Origin of the sequence: Desulfovibrio aminophilus DSM 12254 (assembly GCF_000422565.1) — a bacterium.
GTDB classification, from domain to species: Bacteria; Desulfobacterota; Desulfovibrionia; order Desulfovibrionales; family Desulfovibrionaceae; genus Aminidesulfovibrio; species Aminidesulfovibrio aminophilus.
On record NZ_KE383876.1, the window covers coordinates 194,023 to 213,990 of the forward strand.

Annotated in this window: 15 protein-coding genes and 1 pseudogene; 9 read left to right on the forward strand and 7 right to left on the reverse strand. The window is 68.5% G+C overall.

What is annotated here, in order from left to right; translation table 11 throughout:
* Positions 1-40 precede the first annotated feature (40 nt).
* From H587_RS0115330 to H587_RS19145, 3 genes are all read left to right on the forward strand, one after another.
* Entirely contained in the window at positions 41-724 is a 684-nt protein-coding gene (locus tag H587_RS0115330; RefSeq protein ID WP_027176978.1) for a Crp/Fnr family transcriptional regulator, read from the forward strand.
* A gap of 79 nt (positions 725-803) precedes the next feature.
* Positions 804-2,120, forward strand: a complete 1,317-nt coding sequence (locus tag H587_RS0115335) for a hemolysin family protein (RefSeq protein WP_027176979.1) — start codon at positions 804-806, stop codon at positions 2,118-2,120.
* A 238-nt stretch (positions 2,121-2,358) separates the two neighbouring features.
* The gene (locus tag H587_RS19145; RefSeq protein ID WP_169432797.1) at positions 2,359-3,168 is read left to right on the forward strand and encodes a tetratricopeptide repeat protein; all 810 of its coding nucleotides are present in this window, start codon (positions 2,359-2,361) and stop codon (positions 3,166-3,168) included.
* Here H587_RS19145 and H587_RS19150 read toward each other — a convergent pair.
* From H587_RS19150 to H587_RS0115355, 3 genes are all read right to left on the reverse strand, one after another.
* A complete protein-coding gene (locus tag H587_RS19150) occupies positions 3,162-3,464 on the reverse strand; it encodes a late competence development ComFB family protein (protein WP_034609619.1) in 303 nt (100 codons plus the stop codon). The two genes, H587_RS19145 and H587_RS19150, sit on opposite strands and share 7 nt — an antisense overlap.
* An 82-nt stretch (positions 3,465-3,546) precedes the next feature.
* A complete protein-coding gene (locus H587_RS0115350) occupies positions 3,547-5,358 on the reverse strand; it encodes a carbon starvation CstA family protein (protein ID WP_027176980.1) in 1,812 nt (603 codons plus the stop codon).
* 325 nt (positions 5,359-5,683) lie between these two features.
* A complete protein-coding gene (locus tag H587_RS0115355) occupies positions 5,684-6,253 on the reverse strand; it encodes a hypothetical protein (protein WP_027176981.1) in 570 nt (189 codons plus the stop codon).
* 95 nt (positions 6,254-6,348) lie between these two features.
* Between H587_RS0115355 and H587_RS19155 the strand changes: the two genes are divergently transcribed.
* From H587_RS19155 to H587_RS0115380, 5 genes and pseudogenes are all read left to right on the forward strand, one after another.
* The gene (locus H587_RS19155; RefSeq protein ID WP_034609621.1) at positions 6,349-7,233 is read left to right on the forward strand and encodes an NfeD family protein; all 885 of its coding nucleotides are present in this window, start codon (positions 6,349-6,351) and stop codon (positions 7,231-7,233) included.
* 177 nt (positions 7,234-7,410) lie between these two features.
* Positions 7,411-8,952, forward strand: a complete 1,542-nt coding sequence (locus H587_RS0115365) for a DEAD/DEAH box helicase (RefSeq protein WP_027176982.1) — start codon at positions 7,411-7,413, stop codon at positions 8,950-8,952.
* A gap of 260 nt (positions 8,953-9,212) precedes the next feature.
* Positions 9,213-11,272 (forward strand): annotated as a pseudogene (locus tag H587_RS21450) (HAMP domain-containing methyl-accepting chemotaxis protein).
* A gap of 117 nt (positions 11,273-11,389) precedes the next feature.
* Positions 11,390-12,370 (forward strand): HD-GYP domain-containing protein, encoded by a 981-nt coding sequence (locus tag H587_RS0115375; RefSeq protein WP_027176983.1) that lies wholly within the window; start codon positions 11,390-11,392, stop codon positions 12,368-12,370.
* Between the two features lie 294 nt (positions 12,371-12,664).
* Positions 12,665-15,304 carry a PAS domain S-box protein gene (locus H587_RS0115380; protein ID WP_027176984.1) on the forward strand — a complete coding sequence of 880 codons (2,640 nt, stop codon included), beginning with the start codon at positions 12,665-12,667 and terminating at the stop codon, positions 15,302-15,304.
* Here the strand turns inward: H587_RS0115380 and H587_RS19165 are convergent.
* The 3 genes from H587_RS19165 to H587_RS0115395 form a co-directional block, all read right to left on the reverse strand.
* Positions 15,272-15,931, reverse strand: coding sequence for a nitrite/sulfite reductase domain-containing protein (locus tag H587_RS19165; RefSeq protein ID WP_245560900.1), 660 nt, complete (start codon positions 15,929-15,931; stop codon positions 15,272-15,274). The genes H587_RS0115380 and H587_RS19165 overlap by 33 nt on opposite strands.
* Before the next feature lie 376 nt (positions 15,932-16,307).
* The gene (locus H587_RS0115390) at positions 16,308-16,622 is read right to left on the reverse strand and encodes a cupin domain-containing protein (protein ID WP_027176985.1); all 315 of its coding nucleotides are present in this window, start codon (positions 16,620-16,622) and stop codon (positions 16,308-16,310) included.
* 22 nt (positions 16,623-16,644) lie between these two features.
* Complete coding sequence (locus tag H587_RS0115395) at positions 16,645-17,427, reverse strand: ATP-binding protein (RefSeq protein ID WP_027176986.1); 783 nt, start codon at positions 17,425-17,427, stop codon at positions 16,645-16,647.
* A 162-nt stretch (positions 17,428-17,589) separates the two neighbouring features.
* On the opposite strand from H587_RS0115395, the gene H587_RS0115400 reads away from it, so the two are divergent.
* Complete coding sequence (locus H587_RS0115400; RefSeq protein WP_084630920.1) at positions 17,590-19,218, forward strand: sensor domain-containing diguanylate cyclase; 1,629 nt, start codon at positions 17,590-17,592, stop codon at positions 19,216-19,218.
* A gap of 124 nt (positions 19,219-19,342) precedes the next feature.
* On the opposite strand, the gene ybaK is transcribed toward H587_RS0115400, so the two are convergent.
* A complete protein-coding gene (gene ybaK / locus H587_RS0115405; protein WP_027176988.1) occupies positions 19,343-19,819 on the reverse strand; it encodes a Cys-tRNA(Pro) deacylase in 477 nt (158 codons plus the stop codon).
* Positions 19,820-19,968 lie beyond the last annotated feature (149 nt).

Consider the following 19,968-nt stretch of genomic DNA (forward strand, 5'->3'; position numbering starts at 1 on the left):
GCCCCGGCCGGACGCCGGGCCGAACCCCTTGGAGGAACGCATGGACGCTCTTCAGGCCGTGGGCCGCGTGACCCTGTTCGACGGCCTGCCCCAGGCCCAGCTGGAGGCCGTGGCGCGCATCGCGGTGCGCAAGCGCGTGGACAGGGGCCGGGAGATCTTCCAGCAGGGCGACCCAGCCGACGGGTTCTACGCCGTGGCCGAGGGCAAGGTGAAGATCTTCAATTCCAACCCGGCGGGCAAGGAGCAGATCCTGCACGTCTTCGGCCCGGGCGAGTCCTTCGGCGAGGTGGCCGTGTTCGAGCGCGGAGTGTTTCCCGCCGCGGCCCAGGCCCTGGAGGACTCCGAGCTGCTCTTCTTCCCGCGCCGGGCCTTCGGCGAAGCCATCCGCAACGACCCGGAGCTGGCCATGAACATGCTCGGCCTGCTCTCGGTCCGGCTGCGCATGCTCGTGCGCAAGATCGAGGAGGTCAGCCTCAAGGAGGTGCCCGCGCGGCTGGCGGCCTATCTCCTGGCCCTGCCCCGCGACCAGGGCGGAAACCACGTGCGCCTGGACATTCCCAAGGGCCAGATCGCGCTCTCCCTGGGCACGATCCAGGAAACCCTCTCCCGAACCCTGAAACGCTTCGCGGAAAACGGCCTCATCGCCATGCGGGGCCGCGAGATCACCCTCTCCGACCCCGAACGGCTGGCACGCATCGCCGAGGGCGAACGCTTCGAGGGTTGAGTCCCGTCTTGACGCACCCCGCCCGCGCCGGGCACCCTGATGTTTCGGCCGGGGCATTCCGGCCGGAACGGAGCACCCGATGAATCCCTTGTACCTGGAAATGGCGGCGATCCTTTTTCTCATCCTGCTCAACGGCTTCTTCTCCATGGCCGAGATGGCCCTGGTCTCCTCGCGGGCCGTGCGCCTGCGGAACATGGCCGGGGGCGGCGACCGGCGCGCGAGGCTGGCCCTGGACATGCGCCTGCGGCCCGAGCGCTTCCTCTCCACCGTGCAGATCGGCATCACCGTGGTGGGCGTGCTCACCGGGGTCTACGGCGGGGCCACCCTGGTGACGGCGGCGACCCGGCTCCTGGTCGAGGCGGACATGCCGGTCCAGGCCGCCGAGGCCCTGGCCGTGGCCCTGGTGGTGGCCTCCATCACCTTTCTGACCCTGGTGCTCGGCGAACTGGCCCCCAAGCGTCTGGCCCTGCGGCGGCCCGAGCGGCTGGCCGCGGCCGCCGCCCCGCTCATGCGCCTGCTCATGACCCTCTGCCTGCCCCTGGTGCAGCTCCTGAGCCTGTCCACCAACGCGGTGCTCCGCGTCCTGGGCGTGTCCGGCAAGGGCGAGGCGGCCGTGACCGAGGAGGACATCCGGGGGCTCATCGCCGAGGGCGCCAAGAGCGGCGTCCTGGAGGATTCCGAACGGGACATGATCGAGCGCATCTTCCGCCTGGGCGACCGCCGGGTGGAGGCGATCATGACCCACCGCTCGCGGGTGGCCTGGATCGACCTGGACGCCCCGGCCGAGGAGAACCTGCGCACGATCCTGGAGCAGCCCTACGGCCGCTTCCCCGCGGCCCGGGGCGAACTGGAGGACGTGCTCGGCGTGGTCCGGGCCCGGGACGTGCTCACGGCCGGTCTCGCGGGCGGTCCGACGGACATCGCGGCCCACGTGCGGCCGGCCCTGTTCGCGCCGACCACCATGCACGCGACGCGCCTGCTGGAGATCTTCAGGCAGCGGCCCGGCATGCACTTCGCCGTGGTGGTGGACGAATACGGCGTGATCCAGGGCATCGTCACGCTCTACGACATCCTGGAGGCCATCGTGGGCGACATCCCCACCCCGGGCGCGCTTCCCGAGCCCTCGGTCCTGCGGCGTGAGGACGGCTCCCTGCTGGTGGACGCGCTCCTGCCCATGGACGAGGCCCTGGACGTGCTGGAGACGCGACTCTCCGAGGAGGACGGCGGCCCCTTCCGCACCCTGGCCGGATTCGTCCTGCACCACCTGGGCCGTCCGCCCGCGCTGGGCGACCGCTTCCGCTGGAAGGGCTTCGAATTCGAGATCGTGGACCTGGACGGCGCGCGCATCGACAAGCTGCTCGTCACGCCGCCGCCGGACCAGGACGGGGACTTCTAGGCCCCCCGCGCGGCCGCGCCTGTTCGAGGTGAACGGCCCCTTCCCGGACCCGCTGTTACTTTTTCGCGCCCGGGCTTGCCTCACCCGGGGGGCTTTGACTACGATGGATCGCACGATGAACGTCGGCGAAGCGTTGCGCCCCGACGTTTTTCATCGCCATGTCACCGAAAAGTGGGTCTTTTCGCCTCCAGTCGTTCGGAACCGGGCGCGGATCGAGCGAAAGAGCCCGGAGAAGATGATGAGCACGGCGACCCCGCCCCGCATCAAGGGCGTCTTTTCCTGCGAGGACACGGGCTACGTGGGCTTCGGCGGAACCAAGCGCAAGATCGGGCGCAACTTCCACGTCTACGCCGAGGAGCAGGACGACGGCCGCATCCTGGTCCAGAGCCTGAACTCCGGGATGGCGCCCTCCGGTCCCCAGGAGATCATGAGCCGCGAGGAACTCCTGAGCAAGTTCCTGCCCGAGCCGGAACTCTACCTGAACCAGGTTCTGCCGCTCATGGAGAAGGTCGAGTCGCACGTGGAGCGCGGCGACCGGCACCGGGCCAAGGGCGAGTCCTATTCCGCCGAATTCGAGTACCGGAGCGCCCTGGACCTGGCCGAGGATCACGTGCGGGCAGTGTTCGGCCTGGGCCTGGTCTACCTGGACCGGGGCGACGCGGCTTCCGGGGCCCAGGTCTTCAAGCGTCTGGTGGCGCTGCGCGCGGCCTTCGAGGCCCGCCACAAGCATCTCTTCAACGAGTTCGGGATCAAACTGCGCAAGTGCGGGCTGTTCGCCGAAGCCCTGGAATACTACTCCCGGGCCCGGGAGTTCTCGGGGGACGACGAGAATCTCACCTACAACATCGGCCGGGCCTGGTTCGAAAAGGGCGACCCGGCCAGGGCCCGCAAGCTCCTGCTCCAGGCCCTGGAGATGCGGCCGGACTTCCCGGAGTGCCGGGAGTTCCTGGCCGTGGTGGAGCACACCCTCTCGCCGCGCCCGGGCGCGCGGGTGCGCCATCGCGGCGAGGCCGGGCGGGAGGACGCCCGACGCTCCGGGGATCAGTGATTGTCGTGGCTCCGGACCAGCTCGACGGCCCGGGGCAGCTCCTCCTCGATGCGCGCCCGGACCTCGTCCACGCGCCGGGAGAAGTCCTCGCCCGGAGAGTTCTTCTCCAGCAGGCTGCAGCAGTACAACGGCGGCACCCGGTTGAGCACGATGGCCGCCATGTCCTGCAGGCAGACCGGGCAGCGGCAGAAATCCAGACTTTCGTCCTCGGCCAGTTCGGATATCCGCGCCAGGACCATGTCCTCGGCCACGTTCTCCAGATCCTCGTACCCCATCCGTCGCTTGGTTCCGCGCATGTGTTCCGCCTCCGATCCTGACTCCCTCATGCCCGATACCCGGGCCCCGGGCAAGGGCCGGCGCGCGGGCGGAGGCCGAAGGCTATTCCTCGACCACGACGAGAACCTGTTCGCCGTACGGGTCGGAGACGGTCCCGTCGATCCTGAGCAACTCGGTCCAGCGTCGGATCGCGCCCGCGAAGACGATGGTCATGAGGACTATGACCAGCGCGCCGAGGAAGCTCAGCAGGTACTGTCCCTTGGGCAGGTAGTTGCCCACGATGTTCAGGTACCCGGCCCAAATGGTGATGAAGGCCATGATGATGCCCGGCACGGCGGTGAGCCAGGCGTAGCGGGCCTTGTTCATGCGGATGATCATGGTCGTGCCGATGATCAGGCCGCTGGCCGCCAGGAGCTGGTTGCTCATGCCGAGGAGCGGCCAGATGCTGCCGATGTCGCCGGTATAGACCAAGTAGCCCCAGGCACAGGTGAAGACCGCGCTGGTGCTGATGATGCCCGGCCACCAATGCTTGTCCATGAACCTGGGCGCCACCGCGCCGACCATCTCCTGCAGGAAGAAGCGGCCCACGCGGGTGCCGGTGTCCACGGCCGTGAGGATGAACACGGCCTCGAACATGATCGCGAAGTGGTACCAATAGCTCATGAGGTGGCTCATGAAGGGCACGGAGGAGAAGACGTAGGCCATGCCCACGGCGAGGCTCACCGCGCCGCCGGGACGGCCCTGGATGTTCTCCTGCACCTCGGCGGCCAGGGCGGGCAGGTTCTGCACGCTGATGCCCAGCTTGGCGAAGGCGGCGGGCGCGGCGTTGATGGCGAAGTAGTCCGCGGGCACGAGCACGCAGGCCGCCACCAGGGCCATGACGGCCACGAAGCCCTCCATGAGCATGGCCCCGTAGCCCACGAAGAGCACGTCCTTCTCGTCGCCGATCATCTTGGGCGTGGTGCCCGTGCCGATGATGGCGTGGAAGCCCGAGAGAGCGCCGCAGGCGATGGTGATGAAGATGAACGGGAACACCGGGCCCGGGATCACGGGGCCGCCCCCGGCCGTGAACTGCGTGAAGGCGGGCATGAGCAACTCGGGCCGGACGAAGGCGATGCCCCCGGCCAGCATGGCGATGGTGCCGATCTTGAGGTACGTGGACAGGTAGTCGCGCGGGCAGAGCAGGAGCCAGACCGGCAGGATCGAGGCCACGAAGCCGTAGGCCGGAACGATCAGGGAGAGCTGCCGCTTGGTCAGGTGGAAGAGCGGACCCAGGGTCGGGCTGGCGACCACCCAGGGTCCGGCCACCACGGCCAGGAAAAGTAGAACCACGCCGATGGCGCTCGCGCCCTTCACGTCGCCCACGCGCCAGACGTGCAGGTACACGCCCATGATCAGGGCGATGGGGATGGTGGCGAAGACGGTGAAGGTGCCCCAGGTGCTCTCGGCCATGGCGTTGACCACCGCGATGGACAGACCCGCCAGGGCCAGGATGAGGATGAACAGCACCGCCACCCCGGCCACCCGGCCCACGGCGCCGCCGATCTCGGCCCCGGCGATGCGGCCCAGGCTGCGGCCCTTGTGGCGCACGGAGGCGAAGAGCACGACCATGTCGTGCACGGCCCCGGCCACCACGCAGCCGATGAGGATCCACAGGGCCCCGGGCATGTAGCCGTACTGGGCGGCCAGCACCGGGCCGAGCAGGGGCCCGGCCGCCGCGATGGCCGCGAAGTGGTGCCCGAACAACACGAACTTGTTGGTCTTCACGTAGTCGTGCCCGTCGGCCAGGGTCACGGCGGGGGTGAGCCGCTCGCACTTCAGGCCGAGCACTTTCCGGGCCAGGAACAATCCATAGAAGCGGTAGGCGATGGCGAAGACGCAGAAGGCGACGAAGATGAGCGTGAGCGCGTTCATGGCCGAGGTCTCCAGACCGGGTTGATTCAAGGGAAAGCAACCCAGGCGGCCATCCGTACCGGTCCTGGGTCGTCTCCGACACCTCACTCGGCCGGTGCGCACCACATCGCCGCAACAGCCGGAATGCATTCTTCAGGACTCCGTCCTGTAGGGAGACGCGGCCGGTCTGTCAATAGTATTTTTATTTATTTCAAATTATTCCGCACCAGCCGCACGCGACGCATGCCATGTGGCCGGACGATGCAGGCGCACCCTGGCGGCATGGCGACAGGCAACATGAAGGCCACTGTGCGTCACCGCGCCGCCACATTCGTTGGATGAGGATCTACTTGCCGGCGAGGAGGTCCAGCAGGCCCCGCCAACGAGGAACGCGGGGCCTGTAGCCCGGCTCGTACAGGGGCGGCAGGACGAAACCCAGATCCTTCAGCAGTTCGTACCGCCGCTCCAGGACGCAGGCGATCTCGTCGCCGAAGAGCCTGCAGATGGGCGTGGCCTGCACGTCCCGGCATTGGCGCAAGGCCGCGTCGCGGCCTTCCAGGCGGCAGACATCCAGGGCCCGGCTCATGGCCTCCACGGCCGCCGGATTGATGCGCTCCTGGTTCTCGCGCACGACGTCGCCGTGGTCCAGGACGAGCCAGGCCGCGAGAAGCGCCAGGAACAGGACGGTCAGCCCCCGTCTGGTCAGGAAGCGCTCCACGAAGAGCGGCTTCTCCGGCGGGCCGAAGAAGTCCGAGTCCGGGGCGTCCATGGCCTCGCGCAGGTCGTCCTCGTTGACCTTGAGCCCCTGGGAGTCGGCCAGCTCGCGCAATTGGGCCAGGGTCATGCCCCGGGCCCCGCGGCGCTCCCGGGGATGGGCCGCCAGCCAGAGCCGGAATATCTCCACGTGGTCCTTCATGACGCCCCCTTTGTTTCCGCCATAACACGACCATGCCGCGGCGGGGAACCCCCGGAAATCTTGCCAGGTTCCAGGGACTGGCGTATGGGGCTTTCATGTTCGCGGACATGACCATTCCATACCAGGTCTGGCTTCTGGTGGGCCTGGCCTTCGTGGTGGCCGACCTGGCCGCCCCGGGCCTGATCCTCTCCTTCCTGGGGCTGGGCTGCCTGCTGGCCGCCGGAGCGGCCTACCTGGCCCCGGCCTCCCAGCCCGTGGTCCAGGCCGGCGTGGCCCTGGCCGGAGCCCTCTTCGGCCTGCTGGCCATCCGCCCGCCCCTGCGCCGGGCCCGGAAGCGCCGCCTGGAACGCCGCGCCGAGCGGCAGGCCCGGGACGCCGCCGAACGCGAGGCCCAGGAAGAGGCCATGTCCTTCTCCACCAAGCGGAAAGCCCCGGCCCGCGCCGAGTCCGCCCCGGATGATCCCTTCGCCGCCGCCAAGCCCCAGGCCCCGAAACGGCGCCGCGACCCCTTCGCGGACCTGACCCCGCCCAAGCCGCCGTCCCGGCCCGCCACCATGCCCGGCGGCTCCCAGCCCCTGTCCATCCTGGAAGAGGACGACGAGCGCTCGGGCTTCGATCTCCTGGAGCCCGTGCTGGACGACGCCCTGTCCCTGTCCATCGACGAGGAACGGCACTCTCCCCTGCTGCTCACCGACGCCATGGAGCAGCCCGAACGCCCGGCGCCCAAAAAGTCCAGGCCGCAGCCCGATCTGGACCTGACCATGTCCCTGGACGGCGAGCGCCCGCACGCCCCGCGCGACCCCGTGGGCCGCACCGCCCGGGTTCTGGAGCCCATCGGCCCGTTCACCTCCGGCGAGGTGGAGGTCGACGGCGAGCGCTACAAGGCCTTCTCCGACGACAATCTCAAGCCCGGGGACAAGGCCCACGTCCGCGAACGCATGCCCGACCACCCCGAGATCCTCCTCCTTTCGTCCCGTTAGCCTCAGAGGGCTTCCAGAATGGGGGCCGCGCGCCCCCATCCCCCGCGCCAGGACTGCGTCCTGGACTCGGCAGAAACCGGGAAGCCGAAAAAGCCTTTCTGAAAACCCCCGAAGGGGGCGAAGGGGGCCGAAGGGGGTTGTTGCGGGAGAGGGGTGTTGTGGGGTAGTGAGCCGGGCATGGAAAACGAAACTCCCAATACGACTCCCGATCCCGAGGCGGAGCGGCCCGAACCGCGCCTGGAGGATCTGCCCGAGGTTCTGCGCCTGGCCTGTGAACGCGCGGGCTGGACCGCGCTCACTCCGGTGCAGTCCAAGGCCCTGCCGTCGCTGCTGGAAAGCCGGGACATGATGGTCCAGGCCCGCACGGGCAGCGGCAAGACCGGCGCGTTCGTGCTGCCCATGCTTTCCCGCCTGGACGCCTCACGCCCGGAATGCCAGGCCCTGGTGCTGGTGCCCACGCGCGAGCTGGCCACCCAGGTGGCCCGCGAGGCCGAGATGCTCTGCGGCCCGGACGGCCCGCGCGTGGTGGCGGTGTACGGCGGCGTGGCCTACGGCCCGCAGATCGACGCCTTCAAGCAGGGCGCGCACATCGTGGTCGGCACGCCCGGCCGTGTGCTGGACCACCTGCTCAAGCGCTCCCTGACCCTGGAGCACCTGCGCATGCTCGTGTTCGACGAGGCCGACCGGATGCTCTCCGTGGGCTTCTACCCGGACATGAAGGAGGTGCAGCGCTACCTGCCCAAGCGCCGGGTGCATTCCTCGATGTTTTCGGCCACCTATCCGGGCCACGTGTTGCGCCTGGCCGAGGAGTTCCTGCACGAGCCGCGGATGCTCTCGCTCTCCGGGGCGCACGTCTCCGTGGCCGAGATCGCGCACACCTACTACGAGGTTCCGGCCATGGGCCGGGAGCGCTGCCTCATCCGGATCATCGAGCTGGAGCAACCCGCCCAGGCGATCATCTTCTGCAACAAGAAAAGCGACGTGCATTTCCTGACCGCCGTGCTGCAGCAGTTCGGCTACGACGCTGACGAGCTGTCGGCGGACCTGACCCAGGCCAAGCGCGAACAGGTGCTGGCCCGGGTGCGGGACAAGTCCCTGCGCTTCCTGGTGGCCACCGACGTGGCCGGGCGGGGCATCGACATCCCGGACCTGTCGCACGTGATCCTCTACGAGCCGCCGGAGGACCGCGAGGCCTACATCCACCGTTCGGGCCGCACGGGCCGGGCCGGCGCCTCGGGCGAGGTCATCTCCCTGGTGGACGTGATCCAGAAGCTGGAACTCGTGCGCATCGCCCGGCTTTACTCCTTCGAGCTGATCCGGCGGGAACTGCCCTCGGACGAGTCCGTGTCCGAGGTGGTGGCCGAACGCCTGTCGTCCATGCTGGAGGCCGAGCTGCGGAGCAAGACGCCCCTGGCCCGGGAACGCATGCGGCGCTTCCTGCCCCTGGCCGGAAAACTGGCCGAGGAGGCCGACGGCCGGATGCTCCTGGCCATGCTCCTGGACGAACGCTACCAGGGCAGCCTCACCGCCGCTCCGGCCCTGCCCGGGGAACGGTCCGGGCGGCGAAACGAACGCCGGAACGAAAACAGGGACGAACGACGGGACGAAGGCGACCGGCCCCGGCCCGAGGGCGCGGCCAAACGTCGCAGACGCCCGCGCAAACGCCGCGGGGGCGGGGGTGGCGACCAGGGCGGAGGCGGCCAGGATCGTCAGGATTGATCGCCCATCGGCAGCCTTCTTTCTCAGTATAAATTGATTCATCGACAGCGACCGACGGCAGGCCGGTTCCCCCCAGCGGGACCGGCCTTTTCGTTTCCGCCGCCGTTCCTCCCCGACGGAAGAAACGTTCTTCAAATAGTTCCGAAAAGAAAAAATAAAGAATCATTGACAAGAATCCGCCACCGCCTGCTAGCATGCGCCACCTGACGATTCCCCGGCCGATCGACGGGAAATCGTCGAATCACGCAAGGAGACGGGTCATGAAGAATCTCAAGCTCGGCGTCAAACTGCTCGGCGGCTTTCTCCTGGTGGCCTGCATCACCCTGGCCGTGGGCGGCCTGGGCATGCTGGAGATATCCCGCCTGGCGGACAACGTGCGCGTGCTGGGCAAGGAGAAGCTCCCCTCGGTGGAGCATCTCTCGGCCGTGAAGACCGAGTTCCGCACCATCAACCAGGCCCTGCGCACGCTGCTCTCCCCGGCCCTGGACACCAAGGGCCGCGATGCGCAGTACGCGAACATCCAGGCGGCCCGCGATCGCTACAAGAAACACCTGGAGACGTACGAAGCCCTGCCGCATACCGCCGAGGAAACGTCCCTCCGGAAGGACTTCCTGGCCAAGATGGCCCAGGCCGCCGAAGCCAACAACAAGGCCCTGGAGCTTTCCCGCCGGATTCAGGCCCTGGACGTGGCCAATCCCGACGCCATGCTGGCCCGCATCCACTCCTTTGAGGCCGAACAGCACCGCCTGCTGGCCGAGGCCCAGGAGGCGGTCATCACGGGCAGGGTCGAGGGCGAGGCCTCCGGCGCGGCCGGAAGCCTTCTGGGCCGCCGCCTGTCCGAACTGCGCACCACCAATCCCGTGATTCTCCAGCAGGCCTCCGCGCTCGGGGAAAGCAACCAGAGGCTGCACGGCGCCCTGGCCGAGGTCCGGCGGTTGGCGGCGACGGGAGACAGGGGCGCGGCCTCGGCCCTGCTCGCCTCCCAGGTCCGCCCCCTGTCCCGGTCCATCCTTGCGGGCCTGGAGAAGATGGCCGACGAGACCGACACGTCCGCGAAGGCCTTCACCCAGATGACCGCGATCCTCCTGGGCGAGGGCCGCGAACGCATGAACGAGGCCGTGGCCGTGCTGGACCAGGCCGTGGAGCTGAACACCAAATTGGCCCGGACCCAGGTGGAGCAATCCGAGTCCCAGGCCGCCGCCGGGCGGATCACGGCCCTGATCGGCGTGGTTCTGGGCGTGGTCCTGGCCATCATCCTGGGGGTGCTGCTGACCCGGGCCGTGACCAGGCCGGTCCTCCAGGGCGTGGCCTTCGCCCAGGCCCTGAGCGGCGGCGACTTCACCCGCGACCTGGACATCGACCAGAAGGACGAGATCGGCGACCGGCCCGGGCGCTCAACGGCATGGCCGGGCACCTGCGCGGCATCGTGGCCGAGGTCCAGGCCGCCACGGCCAACGTGGCCTCGGGCTCGGAGGAGCTTTCGGCCACCTCCCAGAACCTGTCCCAGGGCGCCACCGAACAGGCCGCCGCGGTGGAGGAGGTCTCCTCGAGCATGGAACAGATGACCTCCAACATCCGCCAGAACGCGGACAACGCCCGCCAGACCGAGGCCATCGCGCACCAGGCGTCCAAGGACGCCGAGGAGGGCGGACAGGCCGTGTTCCAGGCCGTGGACGCCATGAAGATCATCGCGGAAAAGATCGGCATCATCGGCGAGATCGCCCGGCAGACCAACCTCCTGGCGCTGAACGCGGCCATCGAGGCCGCCCGCGCGGGCGAGCACGGCAAGGGCTTCGCCGTGGTGGCCGCCGAGGTCCGCAAGCTGGCCGAGCGCAGCGGCTCGGCCGCCGGGGAGATCAGCGACCTGTCGGCCCGCAGCGTGGCCGTGGCCGACCAGGCCCGGAACATGCTCGACAAGCTCGTGCCGGACATCCGCAAGACCGCCGATCTGGTCCAGGAGATCGCCGCCGCCAGCAACGAGCAGAACGCCGGGGCCGAACAGATCAACAAGGCCATCCAGCAGCTCGACCAGGTCATCCAGCAGAACGCCTCGGCCTCCGAGGAGATGGCCTCCACCTCCGAGGAACTGTCCAGCCAGGCCGAGCAGCTCCAGCAGGCCATGAGCTTCTTCGACATCGGCGAGGGCGGCGGACGGCCCTCGCGGAAGGCGTCGGCCAAGGCTTCCAAGGCCGCCCCCCGGGCCCTGCCCGGAACCGGCGCCAAAGCCGGCGCCAAACCCGGAGCCAAGGGTGCGGAAGCCGCCAAGACCAAGGGCGTGGCCCTGGCCATGGGGGACGACGAGGAATTCGAACGCTTCTAGCCCACGGGAAGCGGCGCGGCCCATCGCATCGAACCGGCGGGAGGCCGCGCCCGCCCTCCCGGCCCTCGGGACGCCCGGCCTCTAGCCAGGGAACGTCTCCTGTCTTATGATGGGCGCATGAGCAAGCCCGTACCGGACGCGAAGGCCGCCGCGCCGACCTTCTTCACCATCTCGCCCCTGATGATCTTTCCCGAGACCCTGGGGCGCTTCTCCATCTATCTGCGCCAGGGCGACGAGTATGTGCTCTACGCCGACTCCGAGGAACGCTTCAGCGAACGCCATCGGCGCAACCTGCACGAATCCGGGGTGAAGGAAGTCTTCGTCAAGACCGAGCAGAAGGAGCACTTCGAGCGCTACGTGGAGAGCAACCTGGGCCGCATCCTGGCCGACGAGGCCCTGCCCATGCCCGAGCGGGCCCGGATCTTCATGGACGCGGCCAAGGACGTGGTGCAGGACGTCTTCGAGGAGCGCCTCCCGGCCATCCGCAAGGAGAACTTCGAGCGCCTGAAAAACGTGGTCGAGCAAAGCATCCGCTTCCTGACCAAGGAGAAGGCCCTCACCGCCCTGGCCCCGTTCATCGCCCACGACTACAAGGGCTACACGCACTCCATCCACGTCTTCGTCTTCACCCTGGCCGTGCTCCAGAGCTTCGGGGCCGTGGAGGAGGAACTCTTCCAGGCCGGGATGGGGGCCATGCTGCACGACGTGGGCAAGCTGCGCGTGCCCAAGGAAATCCTGAACAAGCGGAGCCTGAGCCGGGCCGAACAGGAAGTCCTGCGCGGGCATCCCCTCTGGGGCGTGTCCCTGTGCGCCCAGCTGACCATGAGCCAGACCTCGCTGAACTGCATCCTCTTCCACCACGAACGCATGGACGGCGAGGGTTATCCCGGCCGCCTGCCCGGAGAGGGAATCCCCTTCCCGGTGCGGGTGCTTTCCGTGTGCGACTCCTACGACAACCTGACCTCCGAACGCCCCGGCTCGTCGGCGCTCTCGCCCTTCGAGGCCCTGCGCACCATGCGCGACGACATGAAGGGAGCCTTCGACCTGGAGGTGTTCAAACGCTTCGTGCAGGTGCTCTCGGGCGCGTCCCTGGTGTAAGCGTCGGCCGACGGCGGCCATCGCCGTCGATAAAATTCATCCTATAACGATGTCTCGTCGATGTTCGTCGACGAAAAATCCGCAGGATTTCCCGCCCCGGGCCTGGCGGACGGCGCGACGACGCGGGGCGGCCCGGGGCCGAGCAAACGAGCAGGGTCAGGCCCCCCGGGGGGGCGCGTTATAACCTCGGCTTCCGGCATGAGCCTTTGTTGCCGGGGCCGGACTTCGATGGTAGGGCATGACGATTCGAAAGACCCGTCCATCGGACCGGTCCGTTCGAAACAGGTTTCCGGGATGAAGGACGAGAAAAAGACCAAAAAAGACCTCCTGCGGGAACTGCGCGAACTGCGCCTGCACGCCCGCCTCCTGGAAACCCTGGGCATCCAGCCCGGAGGCACGGACGCCAAGTTGCCGTTGCGCCACATGCTGGACGCCATCCACGACGGCATCACGCTCATGGACCGCGACCTCACGGTGGTCCTGACCAACTCCACGGTGGACCGCTGGTACGCCCACGCCATGCCGGTGCTGGGCCGCAAATGCCACGACGTCTTCCTGGGCCGCAAGGCCCCCTGTCACGACTGCCCCTCCCTGCGGGCCATGGAGACCGGGGCCGTGCAGCACTACGAGGCCCAGCGCCTGGGTCCGGAGGGCCCGGACGGCTGGCTGGAGGTCTACGCCTCGCCGATCATGGACGAGGAAGGCCGCGCCGTGGCCGTGCTGGAATATTCCCGGGACATCACCAAGCGTCGGCAGGCCGAGGAGGCCCTTTCCCGCAGCGAGGAGAACTACCGCCTGCTGGTGGAAAACCAGGCCGACATGGTGGTCAAGTTCGATCCCCAGGGCCACATCCTTTTCGCCAGCCCGGCCCTGTGCAGGGCCCTGGGCCGCTCCGAGGCCCAACTCATCGGCTCCCATTACGGCCCCCTGGTCCACCCGGAGGACCGTCCCATCGCCGAGGCCGGTTTCGGAACCCTCTTCGCCCCGCCCTACACCCTGACCAGCCGGACCCGCGTCCTGACCGCCTCGGGCTGGCGCTGGCAGCAGTGGTCCCACCGCGCCGTCGTGAATGTCCGGGGCGAGGTGAGCGAGGTGGTCGGCACGGGCCGGGACATCGAGGATCAGAAACGCGCCGAGACGGCCCTGCAGGAATCCGAGGCCCGCTTCCGCACGCTCACCGAAACCGCCACAGTGGCCATCTTCATCATCCAGGGCGAGCACATCGTCTACATCAACCCGGCGGGAGAGCAGCTCTGCGGCAGGTCGCTCGAGGAACTGCATCCCCTCCCCTTCTGGGAGATCGCCCACCCGGACATGCGCGAAACCGTACGCGCATACGGGCTGGCCCGGCAGAAAGGCGAGTCGCCTCCCTCTTCCTACGAAATGGAGATCCAGCTTCCCTCGGGCCAGACCCGCTGGGCCGACCTTTCGGTGACCAGCATGGAATATCGGGGGGCCCCGGCGATCATCGGCACGGCCTCGGACATCACCGAACGCCGCCGGGCCACGCTGGCCCTGCGCGACTCCGAGGCCCGCTTCCGCTCCGTGTTCGAAAGCGCCGCCGTGGGCATCGCCCTGGCCGACACCCGGGGCGTCCTGGTGGACGTGAACCACACCTTCCTGGACATGCTCGGCTACGAGGCGCACGAAGCCCTGGGCCGCTCGGCCTCGGACTTCGCCTTCCCCGAGGAGACCGACGTCTCGGAGGCGAACCAGCGCAGAACCCTGGCCGCCCCCTCCACGCCCTTCCGCACCGAGCGCCGTTACCGCCGCAAGGACGGCTCCGAACTCTGGGCGGACATCTCCGTGTCGCCCATCCTGGACCAGAACGGACGGGTGAGCGCGCTCATGGCCGTGCTCCTGGACATCGGCGAGGCCAAGCGGGCCTCCCTGGCCCTCAACGAGACGCTGGACGAACTGGACAGCGTGCTGGACAACAGTCTGGTGGGCATCGCGGTCATGCGCGACCGGGTCATCACCCGGGTGAACTCCCGCATGGCCGACATGCTCGGCTACACGGCCCAGGAGCTGCTGGGCCGAAGCTCCCGCGTCATCCACATCTCGGACAAGTATTTCGAGGAGTTCGGCCAAGTCTACCACCGCCGCCTGGACCGCACCCAGTTCACCAACATCGAGTACCCGCTCATGCGCAAGGACGGCCGGGAAATCTGGTGCCGCCTGGCGGGCAAGGCCATCGACCGAAGCAACCTGAGCCGGGGCGTGGTCTGGTGCGTGGAGGACGTGACCGAGGAAAAGAAGGCCCAGCAGGCCCTGCGCCAATACGCCAAGGATCTCTTCCGCGCCAAGCAGCAGGTGGAGGAGAGCGCCAGGAGGCTGGCCGCCATCATCGGCGAACAGGACGAGAAGAACGAACGGCTGGAGATGGAGATCGCGGAACGCAAGCGCGTGGAGGAGGCCCTGCGGGAGTCCGAGCTGCGCTACCGCGAGCTCTCCATCCGCGACGAGCTGACCGGGCTGTTCAACGCCCGCCACTTCTTCGAGCTGGCCGAGGCCGAGATCCGGCGCACCACCCGTTACGGCCACCCCCTCTCGCTCATCTTCATCGACCTGGACGACTTCAAGAAATTCAACGACGCCCACGGCCATCTGGCCGGAGACAAGGTTCTGGCCGCCCTGGGCCGGGTGCTCTCCTCCTCCATCCGCGACACGGACGCGGCCTTCCGTTACGGAGGCGAGGAGTTCATCATCCTTCTGCCGGAAACCCCCGGCAAGGAAGCCATGCTCCAGGCCGACCGGGTCCGCGAGGCCTTCCGGGGGATCACCTTCACCCCGGCGCAGGCCTGCCAGACCCTCTCCGTGGGCGTGGCCCAGTTCAAGGCCGGCGAAACCCTGCGGGGATTCATCCACCGCGCGGACCAGGCCATGTACCGGGCGAAGAGTTCAGGCAAGAACCAGTGCCGCCTGGCGGACTGACCTTTCGCTGTCTTTCGTTTTCCCTTGGAGAACAGCTTCGCGCACAGCGTCCAGGCCGATCCGCTCCACAAAGCGGGCCGTCCGCTCCTTCGCCTTCCCTTCCCGGGCATAGAACTCCAGCACCCGGCGCGCGAGCCCCAGGGACTCCGCGGCCGACAGCTTCCCGGCCAACAGGTCGCCGACCCTCGGCTTCATGCCCGCGTTGCCGCCGAAATACAGGCTCCAGCCCGAGGAGCGGCCCACCAGCCCCAGGTCGCGCACCAGGCTCTCGGCGCAGGAGCGCGGGCAGGACGAGACCCCGGCCTTGACCTTGGCGGGCAGGACCATCTCCGCCAGCAGGGCCTCCAGCTCCAGCCCCAGGTCCGGACCGTCGGCCAGGGCGTGGGCGCATCCCGCCCGGCCCGGGCAGGCCTGGACATAGTGCGGGCAGTGGGCCTCGCCGCCGCCCAGGGCCGCGCGCACGGCCTCGTAGTCCCCGGGCCGAATGCCCGCCAAGAGCAGACGCTGCCCGGCCGTGGCCCGGACCACGGGAATGCCGAACTCCTCCACCACCCGGGCGATGCGGATCAGCCCGTCCGGTCCGATCTCGCCCAGGGGAGCCCTGGGTTTGATGCTCGTCTTCTCCACGATCTCCTCCGCCTTCGGCGGTTTCCAGAAACACCAAGAGACTCTCGTCTCCTCCGGCTTCGCCGGGTTATAAAAAGGCGAAGCCGGGTTCGCCATTCCGCCTTCCTATAAATGGGGGCGAAGCCCCCCTGACAGGCGGACGCGAGGCGTATTTTCACGAGCCAGGCAGGGGCAAGGCGGGATCGGTCCGAAGGCCTCACACGACATTCACCGCGCCCCATCACCCCTGAATCGGGAGTGAACCGCCCCTTGCCTTGTCGTGAAAATACCCGAGGGCCCGCCCCCCATTTTCGCCGCCGCCTTCGGCGGTCTATAGAAATGCCAAGAGACTCTCCCCTCCCCGTCTTTCCGGAAACAGGGACGAAGCCCCCCTCAATCAAATAGGGGGCGCGATGGTCACCAATACCCGCATGCGGGTGGTGGCGCGCAGGCCGTGGGGCGTGGCGATGGGGCTGACCAGGATGTCGCCGGTCTCGGCGGGCAGGGCTCCGTCCTTGGACAGGAACTCGCCCCGGCCCTCGAGCACGGCGATGACCAGTTCGCCCTCGATGTCGTGCGAATGCACGGGCAGCTCCTGGCCTGGCTCGAAATTGAAGTTCACGACCTTCATGTAGGGCGACTCGTGGGCGAAGAGCGGGGAGAAGCCCTTGTCCTTGAAACCGTTTTCCTTGAACAGCTCGACCTTCTTCATGATCGTCCCTCCTTGGGGGTTGTCAGGCGGCCAGAGGCTGGCGGCCGAGCACGCGGCCGTCCAGGCCGATCACGACCTTTTCCAGGGGCGCGGCGATCCCGGCCCGGCGCATGGCGGCCTGCACGATGCGCGACAGGCCGGAACAACAGGGCACCTCCATCTCCAGGACCGTGACGGAACGTGGGAGATTGGCCTGGAAGATGGCCGTGAACTTGTCCTCGTAGGCGGCCGCGTCGTCGAACTTGGGGCAGCCGAGCAGGAGCACGCGGCCGGGCAGGAAGTCGGCGTGCAGCGAGGGATAGGCCGCGGGCGCGCAGTCGGCGGTGACGAGCAGGTCGGCGTCCTTGAGGAACGGCGCGTGCGGAGGCACGAGCCGGATCTGCACCGGCCAGTGCGAAAGGGCGGCGGCCGGGCTCCCCATTGTCCGGGGCTGGTTGGCGGCCTGGCAGGGGGTCATGGAGACCACCCGTGATCCGGGGCAGCCGCCCGCCGGACGGGACGCGGGCCGCTCCAGCCGCAATTCCTCGGGCCGGGGCATGTGCCCGGGCACGGGTCGTCCCTGTTCCGTGAGGTGAGCGGCCACGGCCTCGGGGTCGAAGTCCTCGGTCTCCACCTCGACCACGCGGAGCGCGCCGGTGGGGCACTCGCCCAGGCAGGCTCCCAGGCCGTCGCAGAACCGCTCGGCCACGAGCCGGGCCTTGCCGTCGATGATCCGCAGGGCCCCCTCGGCGCAGGACGGCACGCACTGGCCGCAGCCGTTGCAGAGGTCTTCGTCGATGCGGATGAGCTTGCGCTTCACTTTCATTGAGTTCTCCCGGGGGCTTTTCTCCGCCCCACGGTCAGGGAAATATCCCCGATCGCGCCGGGCCGCCTTGACCCCGGTCAAAAAAGACGGTTTTCTAAGCGAGGCCTGATGGAAAAATGAAAATAACACCTTCCATCGGAGAATGATGTTATTCTTCAGCGCATGAGGGACAGCCGAACCTTGATCTTCCGGCTCATGCCGGACAGCCTGCGCGGCCGCATCCGGCTCTTTTCCCTGTTGCTCATCGCCCTGCCCGTGCTCACCTCGGCCCTGCTCTTCGGCGTGTTTCTCAAGGGCCGGGCCGAGGAGCAGGAACGCTTCCACCTGGACGTGCTCCTGGAACAATACACGGCCGAGGCCGACGACTGGCTGGGCCGCTGCATGGCGGACGTGACCTTCCTGGCTGAAAGCGAGGAGGCGCGCCATCTGCAACTGGAACGCCTGGGCCGGCTCCTGACCGCCTTCTCCCGCACCCACCAGGGTTTCATCGCCCTGAGCTACGTCGACGCCCGGGGCTTCACGGTCCTGGACCCCTCGGGCGTACCGGCGGGCATGGATATCTCCGACCGGAGCTACTTCCTGGCCGCGCGCCGGGGCGACTCCACGATCACGGACGTCGTCACGAGCCGCGCCACGGGACTGCCCGTGCTGATCTTCGCCGCGCCGGTGCGGGGGCCGGAGCGGGATTTCCGAGGCCTCATCCTGGGCGCGTCCAGCCCGGCGGCCCTGGACAAGATGGCCCGGCTGGCGGCCACCTCCGAGGGCCGGATCATCCGCATCCTGGACCGCAAGGGCGAACGGGTCACGGGGCGCTCCGGGCCCCTGGCCGGGGTCGTGGGGCCTCCCCTGGAGTCCCCGCTCCGCGAGCTGGTCTTCAGGAACGCCCCGCTGCCGCCCATCTACGCCGACCACGCGGGCCGGATCGTGGTGGGCCGTTCCAAAACCCTCAAGGACGGCCAATGGGTGGCCGTGGCCGAAACGCCCCTGCGCGTGGTCCACGCCGGGGTCTGGAACTTCCTGACCGTGGCCGTGCTGGCGGCGCTGGCGGTCATCACCCTGCTCACCCCGGCCTTGCTGCGGCTGACCCGCTCCGTCGAAGCTCCCCTGGAGGAGATGGCCCGCATGGCCCGCGCCATGGAGGAGGATCGGCCGGACATGGACTGCGCGCCGGGAGCCTTCCGCGAGGCCCCGGACGAAATACGAACCTTGTACGACGCCTTCGTCCACATGACCGGCAAGCTGCGGGACACCATCTCCCAGCTGGCCGTGTGCGCGATCACGGACCCGCTCACCGCCCTGGCCAACCGGCGCTCGCTCATGGACGAGGGCCGACGCCTGGCCGGGGTCTGTCGCCGCTCCGGCGTCCCATTCTCCGTGCTCATGATCGACCTGGACGGATTCAAACAGATCAACGACACGCTGGGACACCAGGCCGGGGACGAGGTGCTGCGGCATGTGGCAGGTCGGCTGCGCGCGGCCGCCCGGAGCACGGACTTCGTGGCCCGCTACGGCGGGGAGGAATTCGTGGTTCTGGCCCCCGGCGCCGACGCGGCCCAGGCCCTGAGCCTGGCCGAACGTCTGCGCGCGGCCGTGGAGTCCGAAGCCTGCCCCCTGGATATCCAGAGCGTGCTCTGCACGGTGAGCATCGGCACGTCCACCCTTGACGGCGCGGGTACCCCCGAAGAAGCTTTGGAAGCCGCCCTGGGCCGCGCGGACCAAGCCCTCTATCAAGCCAAGAACGCGGGCCGCAACCGCGTCCGGGCCTTCGACCCGGCTTCGCCGGGTTCCTGAAGGCCTTCGGCCTGTTTCAAAAAGATTGAAAGACGAAAGCTTCTTCCGCCTTTCTATGAACCCCCGAAGGGCCGGCTTCGCCGGTCTTCAAAAAGACTAAAAAAAAGAAAACCGCTTTGCCTTTCTATGCCCCCCCGAAGGGGGCGAGGGGGGCGAAGGAGGCCTTGGTGAGGGCGGCGAGGTCGCGGGGGGTAAGTTCGATGTCCACGCCGCGGCGTCCGGCGCTGACGAAGATGGTCGGATGGGCCTCGGCCGAGGCGTCGATGTAGGTTGGCAGACGCTTCTTCTGGCCCAGGGGGCTGACCCCGCCGACCACGTAGCCGGTGACGCGCTCGACCCGCGCCACGTCGGCCAGGGCGGCCTTCTTGACGCCCGCGGCCTTGGCCAGCAGCTTCAGGTCCAGACGCCGCAGCACCGGCGCCACGGCCACCACGAGGCCCGCGCCCGCCTCCACGACCAGGGTCTTGAAGACCCGCTCCGGGTCCACGCCCAGCTTGTCCGCCGCCTCGCGGCCATAGGACTCCGCCGCCGGGTCGTGCTCATACTCGTGGACCTGAAAGGCGATCCTGGCCTTCTTCGCCATCTCGATGGCCGGGGTCATGCTCCCTCCCCGTCGGACAACGCCGACACCGCCTCGTACCCCTTCCCCCCGCCAGCCCGCAACCCCGGGCCTTCGGCCCATCCCAGAAAGGCGGCGGTGGGGGACCTCTCAGCCTTTCTGAAGACCGGCGAAGCCGGGGGCCTTCGGCC

Bases quoted from the DNA above. Each gene is read 5' to 3' on its own strand.
- H587_RS0115335 (WP_027176979.1), top strand. From the start codon at position 804: ATGAATCCCTTGTACCTGGAAATGGCGGCGATCCTTTTTCTCATCCTG.
- H587_RS0115365 (WP_027176982.1), top strand. From the start codon at position 7,411: ATGGAAAACGAAACTCCCAATACGACTCCCGATCCCGAGGCGGAGCGG.
- H587_RS0115380 (WP_027176984.1), top strand. From the start codon at position 12,665: ATGAAGGACGAGAAAAAGACCAAAAAAGACCTCCTGCGGGAACTGCGC.
- H587_RS0115330 (WP_027176978.1), top strand. From the start codon at position 41: ATGGACGCTCTTCAGGCCGTGGGCCGCGTGACCCTGTTCGACGGCCTG.
- H587_RS0115355 (WP_027176981.1), bottom strand. From the start codon at position 6,253: ATGAAGGACCACGTGGAGATATTCCGGCTCTGGCTGGCGGCCCATCCC.
- H587_RS19155 (WP_034609621.1), top strand. From the start codon at position 6,349: ATGTTCGCGGACATGACCATTCCATACCAGGTCTGGCTTCTGGTGGGC.
- H587_RS0115390 (WP_027176985.1), bottom strand. From the start codon at position 16,622: ATGAAGAAGGTCGAGCTGTTCAAGGAAAACGGTTTCAAGGACAAGGGC.
- H587_RS0115375 (WP_027176983.1), top strand. From the start codon at position 11,390: ATGAGCAAGCCCGTACCGGACGCGAAGGCCGCCGCGCCGACCTTCTTC.
- H587_RS0115350 (WP_027176980.1), bottom strand. From the start codon at position 5,358: ATGAACGCGCTCACGCTCATCTTCGTCGCCTTCTGCGTCTTCGCCATC.
- ybaK (WP_027176988.1), bottom strand. From the start codon at position 19,819: ATGACCCCGGCCATCGAGATGGCGAAGAAGGCCAGGATCGCCTTTCAG.
- H587_RS0115400 (WP_084630920.1), top strand. From the start codon at position 17,590: ATGAGGGACAGCCGAACCTTGATCTTCCGGCTCATGCCGGACAGCCTG.
- H587_RS19145 (WP_169432797.1), top strand. From the start codon at position 2,359: ATGAGCACGGCGACCCCGCCCCGCATCAAGGGCGTCTTTTCCTGCGAG.
- H587_RS0115395 (WP_027176986.1), bottom strand. From the start codon at position 17,427: ATGAAAGTGAAGCGCAAGCTCATCCGCATCGACGAAGACCTCTGCAAC.
- H587_RS19150 (WP_034609619.1), bottom strand. From the start codon at position 3,464: ATGCGCGGAACCAAGCGACGGATGGGGTACGAGGATCTGGAGAACGTG.